The 15,923-nt window shown below is 74.4% G+C and carries 17 protein-coding genes; 12 read left to right on the top strand and 5 right to left on the bottom strand.

The features are described 5' to 3' along the window. Positions 1-72 precede the first annotated feature (72 nt). The 5 genes from NPS70_RS27585 to NPS70_RS27565 all read left to right on the top strand — a co-directional run bounded on the left by NPS70_RS27585 (position 73) and on the right by NPS70_RS27565 (position 4,141). Positions 73-522 carry an SRPBCC family protein gene (locus NPS70_RS27585; RefSeq protein ID WP_256527177.1) on the top strand — a complete coding sequence of 150 codons (450 nt, stop codon included), beginning with the start codon at positions 73-75 and terminating at the stop codon, positions 520-522. Continuing rightward, positions 522-1,748: an ArsA family ATPase gene (locus NPS70_RS27580; RefSeq protein ID WP_256527176.1), complete on the top strand. Its 1,227-nt coding sequence runs from the start codon at positions 522-524 to the stop codon at positions 1,746-1,748. The genes NPS70_RS27585 and NPS70_RS27580 overlap by 1 nt, the downstream gene beginning before the upstream one ends. A 75-nt stretch (positions 1,749-1,823) precedes the next feature. Further along, positions 1,824-2,273: a DUF5304 domain-containing protein gene (locus tag NPS70_RS27575; RefSeq protein ID WP_256527175.1), complete on the top strand. Its 450-nt coding sequence runs from the start codon at positions 1,824-1,826 to the stop codon at positions 2,271-2,273. Between the two features lie 66 nt (positions 2,274-2,339). Next, a complete protein-coding gene (locus tag NPS70_RS27570) occupies positions 2,340-3,281 on the top strand; it encodes an ROK family glucokinase (protein WP_256527174.1) in 942 nt (313 codons plus the stop codon). Positions 3,282-3,364: 83 nt separating this feature from the next. Then, positions 3,365-4,141 carry an endonuclease/exonuclease/phosphatase family protein gene (locus tag NPS70_RS27565; RefSeq protein WP_256527173.1) on the top strand — a complete coding sequence of 259 codons (777 nt, stop codon included), beginning with the start codon at positions 3,365-3,367 and terminating at the stop codon, positions 4,139-4,141. Between the two features lie 10 nt (positions 4,142-4,151). Here NPS70_RS27565 and NPS70_RS27560 read toward each other — a convergent pair whose 3' ends face one another. Both NPS70_RS27560 and NPS70_RS27555 read right to left on the bottom strand, forming a co-directional pair. After that, a complete protein-coding gene (locus NPS70_RS27560; protein WP_256527172.1) occupies positions 4,152-4,703 on the bottom strand; it encodes a hypothetical protein in 552 nt (183 codons plus the stop codon). Continuing rightward, positions 4,696-5,502 (bottom strand): carboxylesterase, encoded by an 807-nt coding sequence (locus NPS70_RS27555; RefSeq protein WP_256527171.1) that lies wholly within the window; start codon positions 5,500-5,502, stop codon positions 4,696-4,698. Before NPS70_RS27555 ends, NPS70_RS27560 begins: the two co-directional genes overlap by 8 nt. 211 nt (positions 5,503-5,713) lie before the next feature. Here NPS70_RS27555 and NPS70_RS27550 point away from each other — a divergent pair, with 211 nt between their 5' ends. The 4 genes from NPS70_RS27550 (at position 5,714) to NPS70_RS27535 (ending at position 9,547) form a co-directional block, all read left to right on the top strand. Next, positions 5,714-6,472, top strand: coding sequence for a 1-acyl-sn-glycerol-3-phosphate acyltransferase (locus NPS70_RS27550; RefSeq protein ID WP_256527199.1), 759 nt, complete (start codon positions 5,714-5,716; stop codon positions 6,470-6,472). A gap of 72 nt (positions 6,473-6,544) precedes the next feature. After that, a complete protein-coding gene (macS, locus tag NPS70_RS27545) occupies positions 6,545-7,741 on the top strand; it encodes a MacS family sensor histidine kinase (RefSeq protein ID WP_256527170.1) in 1,197 nt (398 codons plus the stop codon). Beyond that, positions 7,738-8,412: a response regulator transcription factor gene (locus NPS70_RS27540; RefSeq protein ID WP_256527169.1), complete on the top strand. Its 675-nt coding sequence runs from the start codon at positions 7,738-7,740 to the stop codon at positions 8,410-8,412. Before macS ends, NPS70_RS27540 begins: the two co-directional genes overlap by 4 nt. Positions 8,413-8,542: 130 nt before the next feature. Further along, a complete protein-coding gene (locus tag NPS70_RS27535) occupies positions 8,543-9,547 on the top strand; it encodes a 2-hydroxyacid dehydrogenase (RefSeq protein ID WP_256527168.1) in 1,005 nt (334 codons plus the stop codon). A 7-nt stretch (positions 9,548-9,554) separates the two neighbouring features. Here NPS70_RS27535 and NPS70_RS27530 read toward each other — a convergent pair whose 3' ends face one another. After that, complete coding sequence (locus tag NPS70_RS27530) at positions 9,555-11,474, bottom strand: anthranilate synthase family protein (protein ID WP_256527167.1); 1,920 nt, start codon at positions 11,472-11,474, stop codon at positions 9,555-9,557. A 333-nt stretch (positions 11,475-11,807) separates the two neighbouring features. On the opposite strand from NPS70_RS27530, the gene NPS70_RS27525 reads away from it, so the two are divergent. Further along, positions 11,808-13,160, top strand: coding sequence for a class II 3-deoxy-7-phosphoheptulonate synthase (locus NPS70_RS27525; protein WP_256527166.1), 1,353 nt, complete (start codon positions 11,808-11,810; stop codon positions 13,158-13,160). A 212-nt stretch (positions 13,161-13,372) separates the two neighbouring features. Beyond that, positions 13,373-13,657, top strand: a complete 285-nt coding sequence (locus NPS70_RS27520; protein ID WP_256527165.1) for a (2Fe-2S)-binding protein — start codon at positions 13,373-13,375, stop codon at positions 13,655-13,657. A 58-nt stretch (positions 13,658-13,715) separates the two neighbouring features. On the opposite strand, the gene bfr is transcribed toward NPS70_RS27520, so the two are convergent. After that, complete coding sequence (gene bfr, locus NPS70_RS27515; RefSeq protein ID WP_256527164.1) at positions 13,716-14,195, bottom strand: bacterioferritin; 480 nt, start codon at positions 14,193-14,195, stop codon at positions 13,716-13,718. Between the two features lie 154 nt (positions 14,196-14,349). On the opposite strand from bfr, the gene NPS70_RS27510 reads away from it, so the two are divergent. Next, positions 14,350-14,982: a sulfite oxidase-like oxidoreductase gene (locus tag NPS70_RS27510; protein WP_256527163.1), complete on the top strand. Its 633-nt coding sequence runs from the start codon at positions 14,350-14,352 to the stop codon at positions 14,980-14,982. Positions 14,983-15,067: 85 nt separating this feature from the next. On the opposite strand, the gene NPS70_RS27505 is transcribed toward NPS70_RS27510, so the two are convergent. Continuing rightward, entirely contained in the window at positions 15,068-15,919 is an 852-nt protein-coding gene (locus NPS70_RS27505) for a deoxyribonuclease IV (protein ID WP_256527162.1), read from the bottom strand. Between the last annotated feature and the right edge of the window lie 4 nt (positions 15,920-15,923).

Here is a 15,923-nt window from a genome sequence, read left to right as displayed (position 1 = left end):
ACCGCGCGGTCGCGATAGCCTGCACCCCGTCACACGCCCCCGGTACCACCGCACTGTCAAGGAGCCGCAGCGATGGCGGAACACACCAGTTCGAGCATCACGATCGATGCGCCTCCTGCCGAGGTGATGGGCGTGATCGCCGACTTCGGCCGCTACCCCGAGTGGACCGGCGAGGTGAAGGAGGCCGAGGTGCTCGCCTCCGACGCCCAGGGCCGCGCCGAGCAGGTCCGCCTGGTCCTCGACGCCGGTGCCATCAAGGACGACCACACCCTCGCCTACACCTGGCACGGTGCCGACGAGGTCAGCTGGACCCTGGTGAAGTCCCAGATGCTGCGGGCCCTCGACGGCACCTACCGCCTCGCCCCCGCGGGCGGCGGCGACCGCACGGAGGTCACCTACCAGCTCACCGTGGACGTCAAGATCCCCATGCTCGGCATGATCAAGCGCAAGGCGGAGAAGGTCATCATCGACCGCGCCCTGGCCGGTCTGAAGAAGCGCGTCGAGAGCGGCGCCGGCGCCTGATGCGCAGGGTCCTCGTCACCGGCCTCGGCGGCGCGGGCCGCACCACCGTGGCCGCCTCCGCGGCCCTCGCCTGCGCCGCCCGGGGCGGGCGCACCCTGCTGCTGTCCCCGGCCGCCGACGTCCCCCTGGAGCGGCCCGTGACCGGCACTCCCGAGGCGCCCACCCCCGTGGCCGACCGCCTCTGGGCCGCTCGGACCGACCCGGCCGGCGACTTCCGGGCCGAGTTCCTCGACCTCCAGCAGCGCCTGTCGACGGGCCTGGACCTGCTCGGCGCGGCCCGGCTGGAGGAGGCCGAGCTCACCGAACTCCCCGGCAGCGGCGCCTTCGCCCTGCTGCGCTCCCTGGCCGCCGCCTCCCGGGGCGACTGGGACGTCCTCGTCGTCGACCTGCCCCCGCTGGCGGAGGCGCTGGCCGCGCTGGCGCTGCCCGAGCAGCTCCGCCGCTACCTGCGCAGGCTGCTGCCCCCGGAGCGCCAGGCGGCGCGCGCCCTGCGACCGGTCCTCGCCCAGCTGGCCGGGGTCCCGATGCCCGCGCAGTGGCTCTACGAGACGGCCGCGCGCTGGGACGCCGAACTCGCCGGGGTCCAGGCGCTGGTCGCATCCCGCGGCACGGGGCTGGCCCTGGTCGCCGAGCCCGGACCCGCCGCCGCCGACGCCCTGCGGACCGGCCGGGCCGGGCTGAGCCTCTTCGGCCACCGCCTGGACGCCCTGGTCGCCAACCGCTGCGTGCCCGGCGACTCACCGGACCCGTGGCTGGCCTCGCTCGCGGCCCAGCAGCACAAGTGCACGACCGAATGGCGGGCCGTCCCGCCCGGCGGGTCCGCCGGCGCCCCGCTCGTCGAGGTGCCGCACCTGGGCCGCGACCCCCGCGGGCCGGAGGACCTCGAAGGACTCGGCACCGGCCCGCTCGCCCCCGCCGGGGACGGTGCCGGCCCGCCGTCCGCGGACGGGGCGGACGGGGCACGCCCCGCGCCCTGGACCGTGCTGGACCGGCGCGCCGAGGACGGCACCCTCGCCCTCCGGCTGCCGCTGCCCGGCGCCGTCAAGGAGGAGCTGTCGCTCGTCCGCCGCGGGGACGAACTCCTGCTCACCGTCGGGCCGTTCCGCAGGATCGTTCCCCTGCCCTCGGTCCTGCGGCGCTGCACCGTGTCCGGGGCGGCCCTGCGCGAGGGCGTCCTGGGCGTCCGCTTCACGCCCGACCCCGGCCTCTGGCCGCGGACCCGCTGAAGGCGGCACCGCCGTTCGGGTACCGTCGAAGCAGCGGGCAGCAGCCCGCCGACCGCCCTGCCGCAGGAGTACGCCATGAGCGATGCCACCCAGCGCCCCGACGTCGACGAGGACGCCTGGGCGACGGCGTGCGAGGAGGATCTGCGGGCGGAGCAGGCCCGCCGCCGCGCGACCCACGGGGCCCCGCCCGGATCCGCCGCGGACGAACTCCGCAGGCTGCTGGACGCCGTCGCCGACAAGGTCTCCGCCTTCCCGTCCTCGCTGCCCGGCAAGGCCGCGCAGAGCGCGGTGCAGCAGTTCGTGGACCAGGCGAAGGCCGTGGTGGAGCCGGTCGTCGAGCGGAACCCGCAGGTCTTCGACCACCTCGCCGCCGCGGGCGGGGAGCTGCTCGCCGCCTACCGCTCCGCCGTCGAGGGCCAGGAGCAGCGCTGGACCCGCGGAGCCCGGGAACCACAGGCGCCCCAGGAGTCCGGCCGCGGTCCCGGCGAGGACCCCGGACCGACCGAGCGCATCGACCTGGACTGACCGGACGGGGGCCGCCCCTCGGGTACGGTTGGCCGTAGCGGGGCTCGACCGAATACTGAGGGACACATGGGACTCACCATCGGCGTCGACATCGGCGGCACGAAGATCGCGGCGGGCGTGGTCGACGAAGAGGGCACCATTCTCGAAACGCACACCGTGCCCACGCCGTCGACGCCCGAGGGCATCGTCGACGCGATCTGCACCGCCGTCGCGGGAGCCGGCGAGGGGCAGGACATCGAGGCCGTCGGGATCGGCGCCGCGGGCTACGTCGACGACAAGCGCGCCACCGTCCTGTTCGCCCCCAACATCGACTGGCGCCACGAACCTCTGAAGGACAAGGTCGAGCAGCGCGTCGGCCTCCCCGTCGTGGTCGAGAACGACGCCAACGCCGCCGCCTGGGGCGAGTACCGCTTCGGTGCGGGCCAGGGCCACGACGACGTCATCTGCATCACCCTCGGCACCGGGCTGGGCGGCGGCATCATCATCGGGAACAAGCTCCGCCGCGGACGCTTCGGCGTCGCCGCCGAGTTCGGCCACATCCGGGTGGTGCCCGACGGGCTGCTGTGCGGCTGCGGCAGCCAGGGCTGCTGGGAGCAGTACGCCTCCGGCCGGGCCCTGGTCCGCTACGCCCGGCAGCGTGCCAACGCCACGCCCGAGCACGCCTCCGTCCTGCTCGCCCTCGGCGACGGGACCGTCGAGGGGATCCAGGGCAAGCACATCAGCCAGGCCGCGCGGCAGGGCGACAAGGTGGCCGTCGACTCCTTCCGGGAGCTGGCGCGCTGGGCCGGGGCCGGCCTGGCCGACCTGGCCTCGCTCTTCGACCCCTCGGCCTTCATCGTCGGCGGCGGGGTCTCCGACGAGGGCGACCTCGTCCTCGACCCCATCCGCAAGTCCTTCCGCCGCTGGCTGATCGGCGGCAACTGGCGTCCGCACGCCCAGGTGCTCGCCGCCCGGCTGGGCGGCAGGGCCGGACTCGTGGGAGCCGCCGACCTCGCCCGCCAGGGCTGAACCGCAGGCCCGTCCGGGCCCGCGCACCCGTGCCCGCCGCGTCCTCGACCGAACGCGGCGGGCACCGCCGTATCGTGACCGCCATGCCGCCCCGTACGCTGCCCGACCTGCCGGAATCCCGTACCGAGCCGGACGGTTCCGCCCTGGTCCGGGTCCTCAGCTACAACCTCCGCTCCCTGCGCGACGACGAGGAGGCACTGGCCCGGATCGTGCGGGCCTGCCGCCCCGACCTCCTCCTGGCCCAGGAGGCGCCCCGGTTCTTCCGCTGGCGCAAGCACGCGGCGCGCCTCGCGGCCGCCACCGACCTGGTGATGCTCTCCGGGGGCGCGACCGCGGCCGGTCCGCTGCTGCTCTGCTCGCTGCGGGCCGCCGTCGAGCACACCGAGGACATCCTGCTGCCGCGCACCCCCGGCCTCCACCGGCGGGGCTTCGCCACCGCCGTGGTCCGCGTCGCCGGGGCCCGGCTCGCCGTCGTCAGCTGCCACCTGAGCCTCCAGGAGGCCGAGCGCCAGGACCAGGCGCGGATGCTGCTGGAGCACCTCGCCTCCCTGGGGGCGCCCCACGCGGTCGTCGCCGGGGACGTCAACGAGCCGCCCGCGGGCCGTTCCTTCCGCCTGCTCGCCGACACCCTGCGGGACTGCCGCGCGGTGCGCCCCTGGGGCGACGAGGCCACCCACCCCTCGACCGCCCCGCGGCGGCGCATCGACGCGGTCTTCGCCACCCGGGGCGTCGAGGTGCTCGGATGCGGCGTACCCAGGGGGCTGCCGGGCGTGGCCGAGGCCGACCTGAGAGCCGCCACCGACCATCTGCCCGTGCTCGCCGCGCTCCGTGTGCCCGCGGTGTCCGCGCCGCCCCGCTGACCCGGTCCGGTCAGACGACCGCGCCGCGGCCCGGGTCGTCGTAGTCGTCGTCACCCGAGGACATGCGGGCCACCAGTGTGGCGAAGCCGCCGAGGAACCCGCCGATGCACAGCGTCGTCAGCCACCAGGTCATGTCCCACTGCAGCAGCACGGCGACCAGCATCAGCACCGGCCCGCCGATCACCGCCAGCCAGGCGAACTTGGCCGTGACGTCCGCCTCCGGCAGCGGAGGGGGCTCCGGCGGCACGAAGTGCCCCTCGTCGCCCTCGTCCTGCTCCTCGCCCGCGGCGCCGCCGTCCGGCTCGGCCACCCGGTAGTCGCGGGGGCCGCCCCCGACGCCGGGGGCGAAGGTGACCGAGCCGCCCAGGGGCCGGGCGGGCGGTTCGGCCGGCGGCTTCCCCTCCGTCTCGTCCTCCAGCAGGGCCAGGTCCTCGACCGACCGGAAGGGCTTGGCACCCGGCGGATCGGCCGGCTCCTCGCCGTATCCGGCGACGATCGCCGCCCAGGCGGCCTCCTCGTCGATCGGCTGCGGCTCACGGTCCGCGTCGTGCTGCTCAGCCACCGGTCCCACTCCCTCCCGAGGTCTCCGCCGCCGGGGCTCCGACGGCCCCGGCCCGTGGAGCGAGCCGGCTGACGAACGCATGGCTCTCTTCGAAGATCCGCTCCGCATCATGGTCCAACGTCGCCACATGGCGGCTGTGTTCCAGCAGCACCTCCGTGACGTCCACCGAGGAGACCCGGGCGAGGACCCGGGCGGAGTCGGCCGGGTCGACCACGCCGTCCTCGGCGCTGTGCAGGAGCAGCAGCGGCTGGGTGACCTGCGGCAGCTCGCGGTCGACGACCCGCAGGAAGCGCCGCGCCGAGTCCGCCGCACGCAGCGGCACCCGGTCGTACCCCGTCTCGGCCACGCCCGGCCGGGCGATGTCCCCGACGATCCCGGGGCCCGACGGCACCAGGTGGCGCACCACCGGCAGCAGCCGCCCCCGCACGCCGTGCACCCGGGCGGCCGGGTTGACCACCACGACGCCCCGGACCGCGTCCCCGTGCCGCGCGGCGAGCCGCAGGGCGAGCGCCCCGCCGAGGGACAGGCCGCACACGAAGACGTCCCGGCACCGGCCGCGCAGGACCGCCAGCTCGCGGTCCACCTCCGCGTACCAGTCCTGCCAGCCCGTCACCTGGAGGTCCTGCCAGCGGGTGCCGTGGCCGGGGAGCAGGGGCAGCGACACCGTCAGGCCCCGGGCCGCCAGGAACGAGGCCCAGGGGCGCAGCGGCTGCGGGGAACCGGTGAAGCCGTGGCAGAGGAGGACGCCGACCTCACCGCCTTCATGGCGGTAGGGCTCGGCTCCGGGGAGGACCGGCACCAAGGTCTCCTGTTCGTGAGGCGCGGGCGGGGCGCTGCGCGCACGCCGCCGGTACGCGGGAGGCGGGGTCGCTCCTCACGGTACGCGACCGGGCCGACACCGACCAGGGCCGTCGCGGTCCGGGCCGGACCGGGACGGGGGCGCCGGGGCGCCCACGGGATAAGGTCTGTTCGAGAGCACACAGGAGGATTTCGAGTTGATCTACGGCGCCATGAAGTTCTCCATCGGGGGATCGCTGAAGCTCGCGTTCAGACCCTGGGTGGAGGGGCTGGAGCACATCCCGGCCGAGGGACCCGCGATCCTCGCCAGCAACCACCTGTCGTTCTCGGACTCCTTCTTCCTGCCCGCGGTGCTGGACCGCAAGGTCACCTTCATCGCCAAGGCGGAGTACTTCACCTCCCCCGGGGTCAAGGGCAGGCTGACCGCCGCGTTCTTCAAGGGCGTCGGTCAGCTGCCGGTGGACCGTTCGGGTGCCCGGGGCGCCGGCGAGGCCGCGATCAAGGCCGGTATCGAGGTCATCGAGTCCGGCGGGCTCTTCGGCATCTACCCGGAGGGCACCCGCTCCCCCGACGGCCGCCTCTACCGCGGCAAGCCCGGAGGCCTGGCCCGGGTGGCGCTGGCGACCGGCGCGCCGGTCATCCCCGTCGCCATGATCGACACGGAGAAGATCCAGCCGCCCGGCAAGGTCGTCCCCAAGCTCATGCGCCCCGGCATCCGGATCGGGGCGCCCCTCGACTTCAGCCGCTACCACGGCATGGACGGCGACCGCTTCATCCTGCGCTCGGTGACCGACGAGGTCATGTACGAGATCATGAAGCTCTCCGGCCAGGAGTACGTGGACGTCTACGCCACCGCAGCCAAGCGCGCCATCGCCGAGGCGGAGAAGGCGCAGAAGGAGGCGGACAAGGAGGCGGAGAAGGCCCGCAGGGAGGCCGGGAAGGCCGGCCGGTCGGAGCGCCCGGCGGCCTAGGCCGCCACGGCCGGGCCGGGGCGGCCCGCGCCGGAGGATCCGGGCGGTACCCGTGCGGGATGGGGAGGGGCGATGGACGGTCGCGGTCGGGCCATGCGGATGTCGGTCGAGCTGCCGCTGTGGCGCGCGCTCGCCGGCTACCGGGTGCTCACCCTGGTCTACGCGGTGCTGCTCTTCGTCTTCGGGCAGGACCGGTTCGAACGCCCGGGCGTCGCCGTGGGCGTCCTCGCCGTGATGGCCGTCTGGACGCTCGCCACCCTGCCCCGGGTGTCCGGCGCGGCCCGCTGCACCCGCCCCTTCCTCGCCGTCGACCTCGCCATCGCCCTCACCGGCATCCTGCTCACCCCGCTCGCCGACGCCCAGGCGCAGACCCACGACGGGCCCACGCTGCCCTCGATCTGGACCGCGGGCTCGGTGCTCGCCTTCGCCCTCAAGGGCGGCTGGCGCTGGGCCGGTTTCGCCTCCTCCCTGGTGGCCGTCGCCAACATCGTCGAACGGGGCGAGCCGAGCGCCGACACCTTCCACAACGTCCTGCTGGTCTGGGTCGCCTCGATCGCCATCGGCTACGTGGTCGAGGTCGCGCGCGCCTCCGAGCGCACGCTCGCACGGGCCCTGGAGATCGACGCCGCGACCCGGGAGCGGGAGCGCCTGGCCCGGGACATCCACGACGGCGTGCTCCAGGTGCTCGCGATGGTCCAGCGGCGCGGCACCGCCCTCGGCGGCGAGGCGGCCGAGCTGGGCCGGATGGCCGGCGAGCAGGAGGTCGCCCTGCGCACCCTGGTCTCCGGCGGACTCGTGCCCCCCTCGCGCAGCCCGGAGGCCGCACCCGCCCCCGCGGAGAACGCCCCCGCGGAGAGCGGGCCCGCCGGGCCGGTGGACCTGCGGACGCTGCTGGCGCCCTGCGCGGGCGCCCGGGTGACGCTCTCCGGGCCCGGGGCGCCGGTCCTCCTCGCGCCGGGGGCGGCACGGGAGCTCGCCGCCGCGGTCGGCGCCGCACTGGACAACGTCCGCCGGCACGCGGGTGAGGCGGCCTCCGCCTGGATCCTGGTGGAGGACTGGCCCGACGAGGTGGTCGTCACCGTGCGGGACGACGGTCCGGGCATTCCGGAGGGCAGACTCGCGCAGGCCGAGGGGGAGGGGCGCCTCGGCGTGGCCCAGTCCATCCGCGGCCGGCTGCGGGACCTCGGCGGAAGGGCCGAGCTGCTCTCGGTGCCCGGCCAGGGCACGGAGGTCGAGTTGACGGTTCCCCGGGGGAAGGCGGACACATGAGCGAAGCACGGCCGATCACGGTGATGGTCGTCGACGACCACCCGATGTGGCGGGACGCGGTCGCCCGCGACCTCGCCGAGGCGGGCATGGAGGTCGTGGCCACGGCGGGCGACGGGGCGGGGGCCGTGCGGCGGGCACTGGCCGCGGTGCCCGACGTCCTGGTCCTGGACCTCAACCTGCCGGAGCTGCCGGGGGTGCAGGTGTGCAAGGAGCTGGTGGGCGCCCTGCCGGGACTGCGGGTCCTGGTGCTGTCGGCCAGCGGGGAGCACGCGGACGTGCTGGAGGCGGTCAAGTCGGGGGCCACCGGCTACCTGGTGAAGTCGGCGAGCACCGAGGAGCTCACCGAGGCCGTGCGCCGCACCGCCGCCGGGGACCCGGTGTTCACCCCGGGCCTCGCGGGGCTGGTGCTCGGGGAGTACCGCAGGCTCGCCTCGGAGCCCGCGCCGCCGGCCGGAGGCGGGCGGGACAAGGCGCCGCGGCTCACCGACCGGGAGACCGAGGTGCTCCGCCTGGTGGCCAAGGGCCTGTCCTACAAGCAGATCGCGGAACGACTGGTCATCTCGCACCGGACGGTGCAGAACCACGTCCAGAACACCCTGGGCAAGCTGCAGCTCCACAACCGCGTGGAGCTGGTCCGCTACGCCATCGAGGCGGGCCTGGACGAGGCCTGAGCCGCCACGCCCCCGCATGCGGGAGGCGACGTGCCGCCGGGAGGAGCCCCGGGAACCCTCCCGGGAGGGCAGAATGCGGCACGTCCCCCGGGCCCCGGCCCGGCACCCCGCCCCACCCCTGGGAGTGACCGTGGAAGTCCTCGCCTTCGGCGTCCAGGCCGACGAACGGCCCCTCATCGAGGAGGCGTTCTCCGGCCGGCACGAGCTGCACTGCACCGACGTCTTCCTCGGCGCCGACACCGCCCCGATGGCCGCGGGCTACGAGGCCGTCTCCACCAGCGTCAACGCCCGGCTCGACGCCCGGGTGCTCCAGACGCTCGCCGTCGGGGGGACGTCGATGATCGCCCAGCGCTCCACCGGGTTCAACAACATCGACCTCGACGTGGCCGAGCGCCTCGGCCTGACCGTCGCCCGGGTCTCGTACTACTCCCCCTACTCGGTGGCCGAGTTCGCCTGGACCCTGGCCATGGCCGTGAACCGCCGTATCGTCCGCGCCGGGAACCGCACCCGTGACTTCGACTTCCGGCTCGACGGGCTGATGGGCCGTGACCTGCGCGGACGTACCGTCGGGGTGCTCGGCACCGGCAAGATCGGGGAGGCGTTCACCCGCATCGCCCACGGCTTCGGGATGCGCCTGCTCGGCTGGGACATCGCCCCCAACCCCGCCTGCGAGGCCCTCGGCATGGAGTACGCGACCAAGGAGGAGCTCCTGGCGGAGGCCGACGTCGTCAGCCTCCACGTGCCCCTGGTGCCCGCCACCCACCACCTGCTGGACGCCGCGGCGCTGCGGGCGATGAAGGACGACGCGATCCTGGTGAACTCCAGCCGCGGGGGCCTGATCGACACCGACGCGCTCGTCGACGAGCTCCGCAGGGGCCGTTTCTCCGGTGTGGGGCTGGACGTCTACGAGGCGGAGGCCGGGCTCTTCTTCCTCGACAAGTCCGTCGAGGGCATCGACGACGACACCCTGGCGCGGCTGGTCACCTTCCCCCGGGTGGTCGTCACCTCCCACCAGGCGTACTACACCCGGGAGGCCGTCACCCAGATCGCGGAGACCACCGCCCGCAACGTCGACGACTACGTGGCCGGCCGGCGCGGCGAGAACGTGCTCGTCCCCGCCGCACCGACCGCCTGACCCTGCCTCAGGCCACCGGGACCAGGCCCGCCAGCAGCCCCGCGACCAGGGAGGCGCCGTTCAGCGTCAGTACCGACTCGGGATGGAACTGCACCCCGGCGAAGCCGGGTCCGCGCACGGCGTGCACATCCCCCGAGACCGCGTCGCGGCTCACCTCGACGCGGCCCTGCGCGAGCCGGTCCGCCTCCGCCGCGTCGCAGCGGGCGGTGAAGCTGTTGTAGAAGCCGACGGTCTCGGCGCGGCCGAAGAAGTCGATCCGCTCCTGGGCCCCCTGGTACGGATCGTCCCTGCGGACCACCTCCAGGCCGAGTCCGGCCGCCAGCAGCTCGTGTCCCAGGCACACGCCCAGCAGGCCGTGGCGGTGCTCCGCCAGCAGCTCGCGGGCCAGCTCCCGCAGGCGCCGCATCTTCGGCGAGAAGGTGTCCAGGGGGTCGCCCGGGCCGGGCCCGAGGACCACCGGCCCGCGGTGGGCCCGCAGACGCTCCCGCAGACCGGGCGCGTCGTGCCGCACCACCTCCACCTCGGGGCCGCAGGCCCGCAGCAGATGCGCCAGCATGGCGGTGAAGGTGTCCTCGCCGTCCACGACGAGGACGCGCGCGGCCGAGCGCGCGGACCGCTCCTGCATCCGCAGCCAGAACGGCGCCAGGCCGGCCCGGCGCGCGTCCAGCGCGGCCCGCACCCGGGGGTCGTCGGCGAGCCGTGCCCCGGCCGCGGCGGCGGCCGCGGGTGCCGGGCGCACCCCCAGGGCCGCCAGCACGCCCGCGGCCTTGGCGTGGGTCTCGGCCACCTCCCCGTACGGGTCGGAGTGGCGCACCAGCGTCGCGCCGACCGGCACCCGCAGGGCCCCCGACGGGGCGATGTCCGCGGTGCGGATCAGGATGGGCGAGTCCATCGTCTGGCGCCCCTCCGCATCGGTGCCGAGCAGGGCCAGCGCCCCGGCGTAGTAGCCCCGGGCCGTGCCGTCCGTGCCGGGCCTCTCGTGCCGCAGGATGACCCGGCAGGCGTTCTCCAGCGGGGAGCCGGTGACGGTGGCGGCGAACATCGTCTCCCTGAGCACCTCGCGCACGTCCCGGGAGGACCGGCCCCTGAGCTCGTACTCGGTGTGGGCGAGGTGCGCCATCTCCCGCAGCCGGGGACCCACGACCACCCCGCCGCGGTCGCCGACGGCGCACATCATCTTCAGCTCCTCGTCCACGACCATGGACAGCTCCTCGCGCTCCTTGCGGTCGGCGAGGAAGCCGAGCAGCGCCTCGGCGGACGGCCCCTCGGGCGGATAGCGGAAGGTGCCGCTGATCGGGTTCATCACGACGGTGCCGGCGTTCATCCGCACGTGCACCTCGGGGCTCGCCCCCACCAGGGTGCGCTCGCCGGTGTGCACCACGAAGGTCCAGTACGCGCCCCGCTCCCCGGCGAGCAGCCTGCGGAACAGGGCCAGGGCGTCCGCCCGGCCGAAGCCCTCGATCTTCCCGGTGTAGGTGCGCCGGATGACGAAGTTCGCCCCCTCGCCCCGGCCGATCTCCTCCTCGACGACGCGCCGGACGGTCCGCGCGTACTCCTCGTCGCCGGTGTCGAAGGCGCCGTCCTCGACGTGGACGCGGTGGCGGGGGAGGGCCTCCAGCAGCTCGGCCAGGGGCAGCTCGCGATAGGTCCCGGCCGTGAGCACGGCCAGCGGCGTGCCGTCGTCGTGCACCTCGAAGCCCCGCTCGGCGAGTTGCCTGAAGGGCACCAGCGCCAGGGAGGGCCGCTCGCCCACGGGCAGGTCGGCGAGGCGCCCCACCCGGTGCACCGGGCCGGTGAGCACCTCGGCCCGTGCGTGGTCCCGGCCGGGCGTGCGCCGGTGGAGCAGGGCGAAGGGCTCGTCGCCGCGCAGCAGCTCGGCGACGAGCCGCCGCGCGGACGGCGGTGCTGCGGGGGAGTGGTCGTGCATGCGGTGTTCCTTCCGTGGGGGAGGAACGGCCGCGGTGCCCGGGACGGACCCGGGGCGGAAACGCGTCGAGGCCGCCCCTCGGGCGGCCTCGGTGATCGGGTCGGTGCGCGCGATCAGGGGGTGGGCCGCCGGAGAGCGGGCCACCACCAGTCCAGGTTCACGGTCTGCTGCGCGGGCACGGGGCGACCCTAGCGCATCCGCCCGCGGGGCCGCCCGCACCGGGCCTTCGCCCCTCCCGTCCGGCGACCGGCCGGGCGGCGGGCCGCCAGCCCCGCCGTCTCACCTTGTGAGAGCGGGGCTGGACAGGCTGCGGGACCCCGTAGTGTTGACAGGGTGACCGTGAACGCTAAGACCACCGCAGACGGTGGCAACACCTGGCGAGACCTTCCCGCGGCGCAGCAGCCCGAGTACCCGGATGCCGAGGCTCTGCGCGATGTCGTCGCGGACCTCGAGTCGTATCCGCCGCTCGTCTTCGCGGGCGAGTGCGATCAGCTGCGTGCCCGGATGGGCGCTGTCGCCAGGGGCGAGGCGTTCCTCCTCCAGGGCGGCGACTGCGCGGAGGCCTTCGACGCCGTCTCCGCCGACCACATCCGGAACAAGCTGAAGACGCTGCTCCAGATGGGTGCCGTGCTGACGTACGCGGCCTCCGTGCCGGTGGTCAAGGTCGGCCGGATCGCGGGCCAGTACTCCAAGCCGCGCTCCAAGCCCACCGAGACCCGCGACGGGGTGACGCTGCCGACCTACCGGGGCGACTCGGTGAACGGCTTCGACTTCACCGAGAAGGCGCGGATCCCGGACCCGGAGCGCCTGAAGCGGATGTACCACGCCTCGGCCTCCACGCTGAACCTGGTGCGCGCCTTCACCACCGGTGGCTACGCCGATCTGCGGCAGGTGCACGCCTGGAACCAGGACTTCGTGAAGTCCTCCCCCTCGGGGCAGCGCTACGAGCAGCTGGCGCGGGAGATCGACAACGCCCTCAACTTCATGAAGGCGTGCGGCACCGACCCGGCGGAGTTCCGGACGGTGGAGTTCTTCGCCTCCCACGAGGCGCTGCTGCTGGACTACGAGTCGGCGCTCACGCGGGTGGACTCGCGTACCGGGCACCTGTACGACGTGTCGGGCCACATGGTCTGGATCGGCGAGCGGACGCGGCAGCTGGACGGGGCGCACATCGAGTTCGCCTCCCGGATCCGCAACCCCGTCGGGATCAAGCTGGGGCCGACGACCACCGTCGACGAGGCGCTCCAGTACGTCGAGCGGCTGGACCCGGAGCGCGAGCCGGGCCGGCTGACGTTCATCGTGCGCATGGGCGCGGACAAGGTCCGCGACCGGCTCCCCGAGCTGGTCGAGAAGGTGACGGCCTCCGGTGCCACCGTGGCGTGGGTGACCGACCCGATGCACGGCAACACCTTCGAGGCGGCCTCCGGGCACAAGACGCGGCGCTTCGACGACGTGCTCGACGAGGTGAAGGGCTTCTTCGAGGTCCACAAGGCCCTCGGCACCCACCCGGGCGGCATCCATGTCGAGCTGACCGGCGACGATGTCACGGAGTGCGTGGGCGGCGGCGACGAGATCTTCGTCGACGACCTCCACCAGCGCTACGAGACGGCCTGCGACCCGCGGCTCAACCGCAGCCAGTCCCTCGACCTGGCCTTCCTGGTCGCCGAGATGTACCGCGACCAGTAGCGGTCGGAGCGGCACCGGTGGGGCGCGGATCCGTGTGATCCGCGCCCCACTGCCGTGTCCGGGGCTGTCGCACGCCTCGCGCGCCGGGTAAGGTTAGGTTAGCCTCACCGACACGGAGGGCCCGGGAAGCGGGCCCCGGCGCATCGGGCGGGGCGACCCGGGACGGCTCCACCGGCGCCTCCCGCCCGATTCCTCAAGGGGAGGTGAACGGCGTGTACGTCTGCTCGTGCTTCGGCATCACCGAGAAGCAGGTCAAGGAGCATGCCGCCGCGGGCGCCTGCACGCCCCGGCAGATCGCCTCCGTCTCCAAGGCCGGCACCGACTGCGGATCCTGTGTGCGCCGCATACAGGGACTCCTCGGCCGGGGCGCCTGCCCCCGCCGGGAGCTGCTGGAGCAGGGCGGGGAGTCCGCGCTGCCGGCCGCCGCCCCGGCGCGGCCCGTGGCCGTGCCGCACCCGGCCGCCGCCCTGGGGCGCGCCCTCGACGAGGCCGCCTGACCCGGGCGGGTTCCCCCGTCGACGCGGTTCCGGGCCGTCCGCCGGGCCGCGGCCGGGCTCAGCTCTCCGGCTGCTCGATCAGCTGCGCGATGTAGAGCGGCTCGCCGAGCTTCTCGATCAGCTCCAGCTGGGTGTCGAGGTAGTCGATGTGGTGCTCCTCGTCCGCGAGGATCGACTCGAAGATGTTCGCCGAGGTGATGTCGCCCTTCGCGCGCATGACCTCGATGCCCCGCTTGAGGCGGTCGATCGCCTCGACCTCCACCTGCCGGTCGGCCTGGAACATCTCCGTGACCGTCTGGCCCACCCGCACGTGGAACAGCCGCTGGTAGTTCGGCAGTCCGTCGAGGAAGAGGATCCGGTCGGTCAGGGTCTCCGCGTGCTTCATCTCGTCGAAGGACTCCGCCCGGGTGTACTTGGCGAGCTTCGTCCAGCCGAAGTTCTCCTGCATCTTGGCATGCAGGAAGTACTGGTTGATCGCGGTCAATTCGGCGGTCAGCTGCTCGTTGAGGAACTCGATGACCTCGGGGTCGCCCTGCATCGCAGAGGCTCCTTCCGCGTGTGTGGCTGGACGGTCCCGCGCATCCTCGCACCAAGGTCAGAGACCGTCCAGTAAGTTCCCCCTTAGTGGGAGTTGCCCGAATCGGGCCAGACCTGGTCATGACCACCCCTCCCGGTCTGTCACCATGGAAGGCATGGGTCAGCCGGAGAGCCGGGAACAGCGTGCAGCACAGGAGTCCGAGCTCCCGCCGGGACAGCGCATCCAGCGCGGCTGGCCGGTCACCCACTACGGGCCGGTGCCCCGGTTCAAGCCCGACCGCTGGGAGTTCAGGGTCTTCGGGGCCACCGCCGACGGCGACAAGCACTGCTGGAACCACGAGGAGTTCTCGGCGCTGCCGTTCACCACGGTCGTCGGCGACCTGCACTGCGTGACGAAGTTCAGCATGCTGGGGGCCGAATGGGGAGGAGTGGCCGCCCGGACGGTGGTGGACCTCGCCCCGCCCGCGCCCTCGGCCACCCATGTGATGGTCTGGGCCGAGTACGGCTACAGCGCCAACCTGCGCCTCGACGACTTCACCGGGCGCCGGTCCCTGCTGGCCACCCACAAGGACGGCGAACTGCTCACTGCCGAGCACGGTTTCCCGCTGCGCCTGGTCGTGCCGCAGCTCTATGCCTGGAAGGGCCCCAAATGGGTCCGGGGCATCGAGTACATGACCGCCGACCGGCGCGGCTTCTGGGAGGAGCGCGGCTACCACAACCTCGGTGACCCCTGGAGGGAGCAGCGCTACTCCTACCAGGAGGAGCCCGGGGACGGCCCCGAACTCTGACCTCCGGGGGGCGGCCCGCACCCCCGGTCGCGCGTGCGGGACCCGCCGCCCGCGCCGGCACCCGTACCCCGGCCGTGTGCGCCGTTCAGCGCAGGCGCTTCAGCAGCTCCACGTCCGCCCGGTGGCCGGCCGTCCCGCCCGGTGTCTCGATGACGAAGGGGACGCCCTCGGTGGCGGGGTGGGCGAGCAGTTCCCGGAAGGCCTCCGCCCCGATCGTCCCGTCCCCGATGTTGGCATGGCGGTCGCGGCGCTCCCCGGCCCCCGCCCGGGAGTCGTTGGCGTGGACCAGCCGCAGCCGCCCCGGCCCCACCGCCGCCACCAGCTCGTCCAGCAGCCGCCCGGCGCCCCCGGGAGAGGCCAGGTCGTGGCCCGCCGCGTGGACATGGCAGGTGTCCAGGCAGAAGCCCAGCCGGGGATGGGCGTCCAGCGCCTCCACGTACGCGGCCAGGTCCTCCATCCGGGAGCAGAGCGAGGACCCCTGGCCGGCCGTGGACTCCAGCAGCAGCCAGGGGTCCTCCTGCCCGGCCGACTCGTCCAGCAGCGGCAGCATCCGCTCGCGCACCTGCGCCAGCGCGGTCGCACGCCCGCGGCCGCCGGTCGCCGAACCGGTGTGCACCACCACGCCGAGCGCCCCGATCTCCCCGGCCCGCCGCAGGGAGTGCCGCAGCGAGTGCACCGAGTGCTCCACCGTCGCCTCGGTGTGCGAGCCGAAGTTGATCAGGTAGGGGGCGTGCACCCAGGCCGACAGGCCCTCGGCCGCGCATGCGGCCCGGAACTTCTCGTCCTGCGCCGGGCTGCCCGCGGGCGTGGCCCAGCCGCGGGGGTTGGCCACGAAGACCTGCACGGCCTCCGCGCCCAGCTCACGGGCGTAGGCCAGGCCGGTCGTGGCCAGTCCGCCGGCCACGGGGACATGGCTGCCGACAGGGTTGCGCCTCACGCCC

The organism is Streptomyces sp. C10-9-1 (genome assembly GCF_024497955.1).
In the GTDB taxonomy this organism is placed as follows: Bacteria; Actinomycetota; Actinomycetes; order Streptomycetales; family Streptomycetaceae; genus Streptomyces; species Streptomyces sanyensis.
Note: the sequence above shows the minus strand (reverse complement) of the source record. Positions and strands in the feature narration are given on the sequence as shown.